The organism is Pseudorhodobacter sp., from assembly GCF_030452865.1.
Lineage (GTDB): Bacteria > Pseudomonadota > Alphaproteobacteria > Rhodobacterales > Rhodobacteraceae > Pseudorhodobacter.
Window position 1 is genome coordinate 1 of the sequence record NZ_JAKDLJ010000259.1, and the last position, 5243, is coordinate 5243.

The window sequence follows — 5243 nt, forward strand, 5'->3', positions numbered from 1 at the left end:
CGCAGTCTGACCGCGCTGCCGGGGTTTGGTACCAGCCTGCGCCTGACGCTGGTGACCGGCATCGGTTCCACCCTGCTGGCGCTGCTGCTGGCGGCGGGGTTTTGCGCGCTGATGCACGGGCGGATGACCGTGACGGCGATGGGTCGGATGTTGACGCCGCTTCTCGCTGCGCCACATGCCGCCCTTGCCATCGGTCTGACCTTTCTGTTGGCACCGTCGGGCTGGATTGTGCGGATAATGTCGCCTTGGGCTACCGGTTGGGCGCGCCCGCCGGATCTGGCGACCGTGAATGACGGTTGGGGTGTCGCGTTGATTATCGGCCTCTTGATCAAGGAAATTCCGTTCCTGCTGCTTGTCATGGGATCGGCACTGGGGCAATTGTCCGTCCGCCAGCATCTGGCGGCGGGCCGCGCCTTGGGTTATGGCCGCGGAATCGTCTGGGTGAAGGTGATCCTACCGCAGGTCTATCCGCTTATCCGTCTGCCGATTTTCATCGTTCTCGCCTTTGCCCTTTCGGTCGTCGATATGGCGATCATCCTCGGGCCGTCGAACCCGCCGACACTCTCGGTCGCAATTGTGCGCTGGTTCTCTGCTCCTGATATCGCGATGATCCTGCCCGCCTCCGCTGCTGCCCTGTTGCAGGCGGGGCTGGTCGCGGTGGTGATCGCCGCGTGGGCCATGGCGGAGCGGTTGGCAAAGCGCATCGGCCTGTGGTGGTTGCGGCGCGGTGGCAGAGGTCATCGGTCAGAACCGGGAATATGGGCGGCGAGTGTGGCTGTCTCGGTGTTGCTGATGCTGGGAATTCTGGCATTGGCCGCGCTGGCGATCTGGTCCTTCGCGTGGCGCTGGTCCTTTCCACAGGCTTTGCCGCAAAGCTGGTCGCTGAAAACCTGGATGAGCCCCGGCACCGGCTGGGGACGCGCTGCATTGACCACACTGGAGATTGGCGCAACCGTTACGCTGCTGTCACTGATGCTGGCGATTGCGTGGCTGGAGGGAGAGGACCGGGCGCGTCGCGGGCGTGCCGGATGGGCACAGATGCTGATCTATCTGCCGCTTCTGGTGCCGCAGATCGGCTTTCTTTATGGCCTCAACATCCTGTTTCTGCACCTCGGGATCAGTGGTGGCATGGTCGCGGTGATCTGGGCGCAGATGCTGTTCGTCTTCCCTTATGTGATGATTGCACTGTCTGACCCGTGGCGGGCCTTGGACCCGCAGCACCTGCGCGCTGCGGCAGCACTCGGCGCGTCGCCATTGCGCCGCCTTGTCGCAGTGAAACTGCCGATGCTGCTGCGCCCGCTGGCAGTTGCAGCGGCAATTGGTTTTGCGGTATCCGTAGCGCAATATCTGCCGACCCTGTTCATGGGTGCCGGGCGGGTGGCGACCCTGACCACCGAGGCTGTCACCTTGTCCAGCGGGTCTGACCGCCGGGTCGTTGGCGTCTATGCGGTATTGCAAGCTGGGCTGCCATTCGTCGCCTATGCGCTGGCGTTGCTGATCCCGGCATGGGTGTTTCGCAACAGACGCGGATTTTCAGGCGGCGCAACATGAGCCTTGAGTTGAAAGCGGTTGCTGTGTGCCATACCGGGCGCAAACCGCTGTTCCCGGCACTGTCGCTTGCAGTGCCGCCGGGAGAGGTGGCGACGCTGATGGGACCGTCTGGCATCGGAAAATCGACATTGCTCGATGCGATCGGCGGCCATCTGACGCATGGGTTTCACGCCACGGGTGAAGTGATGCTGAACGGGCGGGAAGTTTTGGGCCAGCCCGCAGAGCGCCGCCGCATCGGCGTTCTGTTTCAGGATGCGATGCTGTTTCCGCATCTGTCGGTTGGCGATAATCTTGCCTTTGGGCTAGCGCGATCAGTGCGCGGTCCAGCAAGAAGAAAAGCGGTGGAGGAAGCGCTGGCCCAAGCCGGTCTCGAAGGATTTGCCGCACGCGACCCCGCCACATTGTCCGGCGGACAGCGGGCACGCGCGGCCCTGATGCGCGCTTTGCTGGCAGCGCCCGAAGCCTTGCTGCTGGATGAGCCATTCTCGCGTCTGGATGCCGACCTGCGGGAGGAGATCAGGGGCTTTGTGTTCGACCATTTGCGCCTTCGCGGTATTCCTGGTTTGCTGGTAACGCATGATGCCTCGGATGCAGCAGCGGCAGGCGGTCAGATCGTGCAGCTATAGCTTGATTTGCCGGGCCAAGGGTTTACTCTCAAGACCATGAGCGCAGAACCCCAGACCTCGTTTACCGCACAGATGCCCGATCAGGTCAGCTTTGATCGCCGGGAATTGGGGGTGATACTGTCGCTGTACGGGCGCATGGTGGCAATGGGAGAATGGCGCGATTACGGGATTTCGGCGCTGCGCGAATTCGCTGTATTTTCGGTGTTTCGCCGCACCGCGGAAAACCCGCTTTACCGCATCGAAAAGCACCCGAAGCTGCGCAATCGGCAAGGCATGTATGCGGTGGTTTCAATGGATGGTCAGGTGCTGCGACGTGGCCATGATCTGGCGGCCGTTCTGCGGGTGTTGGAGCGGAAATTGATCCGTTCGGTGGATTGATGCGCCCCGGTCCGCGCAACCTGATCACCGACATTGCCGGTCTTCATGTCGGCAACGCGCAGGATAACACGCTGCGATCCGGGGCGACGGTGCTGGTCGGGGCTGCGCCGTTCACGGCGGCTGTGCATGTGATGGGTGGCGCGCCGGGTACGCGGGAGACCGATTTGCTGGCACCGGATAGACTGGTTCAACAGGTTGACGCGCTTGTGCTTTCCGGCGGGTCTGCCTTTGGGCTTGATGCCTGCTCTGGGGTGATGGATGGTTTGGCCGCAGCCGGGCGCGGCTTTGTTGTTGGTGACGTGCGGGTGCCGATTGTGCCGGGCGCGATCCTGTTCGATCTGTTGAACGGCGGCGAGAAGACTTGGACCGCGAACCCCTATTCCGGGCTCGGTCGCGCGGCATGGGCGGCGGCAAGCGCGGGGTTTGAGATTGGCACATCGGGCGCGGGGTATGGGGCCGCAACCGGGTATTTGAAAGGCGGGCTTGGGTCCGCCTCTGCGGTTTTGGGCAACGGCGTGACCGTGGGCGCGTTGGTCGCGGTGAATGCTTTGGGGTCGGCAACCATTGGTGATGGCCCGCATTTCTGGGCCGCCCCGTGGGAATTGGAGGCGGAGTTTGGCGGGCTTGGCCTTCCCGCGCGCTTTGATGGCGCGGATGAGCCGCAACCGCGCAAGCGGATGGGTGAGGCAACGACGATCGCGATAGTTGCCACCGATGCGGCCCTGACCCAAGCGCAAGCGCAGCGGATGGCAGTAGCCGCGCATGACGGCATGGCGCGCGCACTGGTGCCAAGCCATACGCTAATGGACGGCGATCTGGTGTTCGCGGTATCTACGGGAGCGCGGCCTTTGGCCGACCCGGTGGCCGACCCGTTCCTGCTGGGGCATGCGGCGGCCTGTTGTCTCGCCCGGGCGATTGCGCGCGGGGTCCATGCCGCGGCCGCAAAGGATGGGGATTTGCAGCCGACTTGGAGGAAACGCTTTGGATGACCCGCTTTTGATCAGCCTTGTGGAGTGTGAAACCAGGGTTTGGGAGGCCTTGGTGGCGGGGGATCAGGTTGCGGATGCCGCCGCCCTTCACCCCGCCTTTCTGGGCGTTTATGCCGATGGGTTTGCCCGAAAATCGGATCACGTCGCGCAATTGGGTCAGGGACCGACGGTGCAATCCTATCAGCTAACGGATTGCAGGGTGATGGAGTTGGGGACTGATCATGCCTTGCTGTCGTATCGCGCGGATTTCCTGCGTTGTGGGCAAAGCGTGCCGGAAACGATGTTTGTCAGTTCCATCTGGAAACGCAGGGCGCGCGATTGGGTGAATGTGTTCAGTCAGGATACTGTGGCGGAAGTCTGAACATCACCAGCGTTTAAGCGCGGCTTCATCCTCATCGCGGGCCGCGACCCAACCCGTACCGGACCGCGTGATCTCTTTCTTCCAGAATGGCGCGCGGGATTTCAGGTAGTCCATCAGGAATTCCGCTGCTGCAAAGGCATCCCCGCGATGCCGCGCGGCAGTGGCAACCATCATGATCGGAGCGCGCGGCGCAAAGCGACCGTAACGGTGGATCACCAGACAATCGGCCAGCGACCAGCGTACCATGGCTTGGGTGGCGATTGTCGTCAGGGCGCGTTCGGTCATGCCGGGGTAATGTTCAATCTCCATTGCCTCCAGATCACCTTTGGCAGTGTCGCGGGTAATACCGGTGAAGGTCACGATGGCCCCAGCCCCGTGGTTGCCTGCGGCAAAGCGGTTTGCCTCCGCCCCCATATCAAACGCCTCGGCCTGGATGGCGATACGCATGGGATCAGCCCCCGGTCATCGGTGGAAAAATGGCAACTTCGCGAACGCCAGTCAGCGGGGCGTCGAAATCCGCCAGTTCCTGATCAAGCGCCACGCGCAGGGAGGCAAGATCGGCGAAAGCCAAGGCATAGCGTTCCTCGCGCGCCGAAAGCTCTGCGATCAACTCCGCCACGGTTGCGGCATTGGTTTCCACCTGTTCGCGCGGTAACCCGATGCGTTCGCGCACCCAGGCGAAATAAAGCAGGTCAATCATGCCTCATCCTTCAGGTAAGGCTTTGCTTTGACAAAATACTCCCACCCGGTCATCGCGGTCAATATCGCCGCCACCCAGATCAACGCCATGCCACAATAGGTCGCCATAGTGCCGGGTGAAATAATTGCCTTGACCACGCCTTCACCGGCACGGGGCGGGCGGCCATCCTCGATAAATGTCAGGCCGGTGCCAAGGAACAGCACTGCGATTGCCACCATCTGCGCAGTGGTTTTCCATTTGGCAAGTTTGGTGACCTGAAGCAACCCGGCCTTGGCGCCCAGAAATTCGCGCAGGCCAGAGACGAACACCTCCCGGAACAGGATCACGGAGGCGGGCAGGATCAGCCAGGGGTTCATGCCGGAATAGCCGGTGATAACCATGATTGCGATGACAACCATCGCCTTGTCGGCAATCGGGTCGAGCATCGCGCCGAACTTGCTTTCCTGCTTCCACAACCGGGCGAGGTAGCCATCGAAAAAATCAGTGATCGCGGCGGTGACAAACAGCGCCAGCGCGAACCAATCCGCCCAAGGGCGGTGGAAATAGAGGAACATCACCGCGACGCCGGGCGCGGCGAGCAGACGCAGGACGGTCAGGATATTGGGCAACGTCCACTTCATGTCCGATTGGTAGCCGTT

8 protein-coding genes are annotated in these 5243 nt (G+C 62.2%); 5 read left to right on the top strand and 3 right to left on the bottom strand.

Annotation, left to right across the window (positions count from 1 at the left end):
• The 5 genes from L0H65_RS13895 to L0H65_RS13915 all read left to right on the top strand — a co-directional run.
• On the top strand, positions 1–1551 hold a 1551-nt coding region (locus L0H65_RS13895; protein ID WP_301459647.1), incomplete at its 5' end, for an ABC transporter permease.
• A complete protein-coding gene (locus tag L0H65_RS13900) occupies positions 1548–2177 on the top strand; it encodes an ATP-binding cassette domain-containing protein (protein WP_301459648.1) in 630 nt (209 codons plus the stop codon). The genes L0H65_RS13895 and L0H65_RS13900, both read left to right, overlap by 4 nt.
• A gap of 36 nt (positions 2178–2213) precedes the next feature.
• On the top strand, positions 2214–2555 hold the full coding sequence (locus L0H65_RS13905; protein WP_301459649.1) for a DUF2794 domain-containing protein: 342 nt from the start codon (positions 2214–2216) through the stop codon (positions 2553–2555).
• On the top strand, positions 2555–3544 hold the full coding sequence (locus L0H65_RS13910) for a P1 family peptidase (protein ID WP_301459650.1): 990 nt from the start codon (positions 2555–2557) through the stop codon (positions 3542–3544). The genes L0H65_RS13905 and L0H65_RS13910 overlap by 1 nt, the downstream gene beginning before the upstream one ends.
• A complete protein-coding gene (locus L0H65_RS13915) occupies positions 3537–3905 on the top strand; it encodes a nuclear transport factor 2 family protein (protein WP_301459651.1) in 369 nt (122 codons plus the stop codon). Before L0H65_RS13910 ends, L0H65_RS13915 begins: the two co-directional genes overlap by 8 nt.
• Before the next feature lie 3 nt (positions 3906–3908).
• Here the strand turns inward: L0H65_RS13915 and L0H65_RS13920 are convergent, their stop codons facing one another.
• Genes L0H65_RS13920 through pgsA form a run of 3 tightly spaced genes read right to left on the bottom strand, consistent with a single transcriptional unit; the run spans position 3909 to position 5225 of the window.
• Positions 3909–4352: a molybdenum cofactor biosynthesis protein MoaE gene (locus L0H65_RS13920; RefSeq protein ID WP_301459652.1), complete on the bottom strand. Its 444-nt coding sequence runs from the start codon at positions 4350–4352 to the stop codon at positions 3909–3911.
• Between the two features lie 4 nt (positions 4353–4356).
• Positions 4357–4605: a molybdopterin converting factor subunit 1 gene (gene moaD / locus L0H65_RS13925; protein WP_301459653.1), complete on the bottom strand. Its 249-nt coding sequence runs from the start codon at positions 4603–4605 to the stop codon at positions 4357–4359.
• Positions 4602–5225: a CDP-diacylglycerol--glycerol-3-phosphate 3-phosphatidyltransferase gene (gene pgsA / locus L0H65_RS13930; protein ID WP_301459654.1), complete on the bottom strand. Its 624-nt coding sequence runs from the start codon at positions 5223–5225 to the stop codon at positions 4602–4604. The genes moaD and pgsA overlap by 4 nt, the downstream gene beginning before the upstream one ends.
• Positions 5226–5243 lie beyond the last annotated feature (18 nt).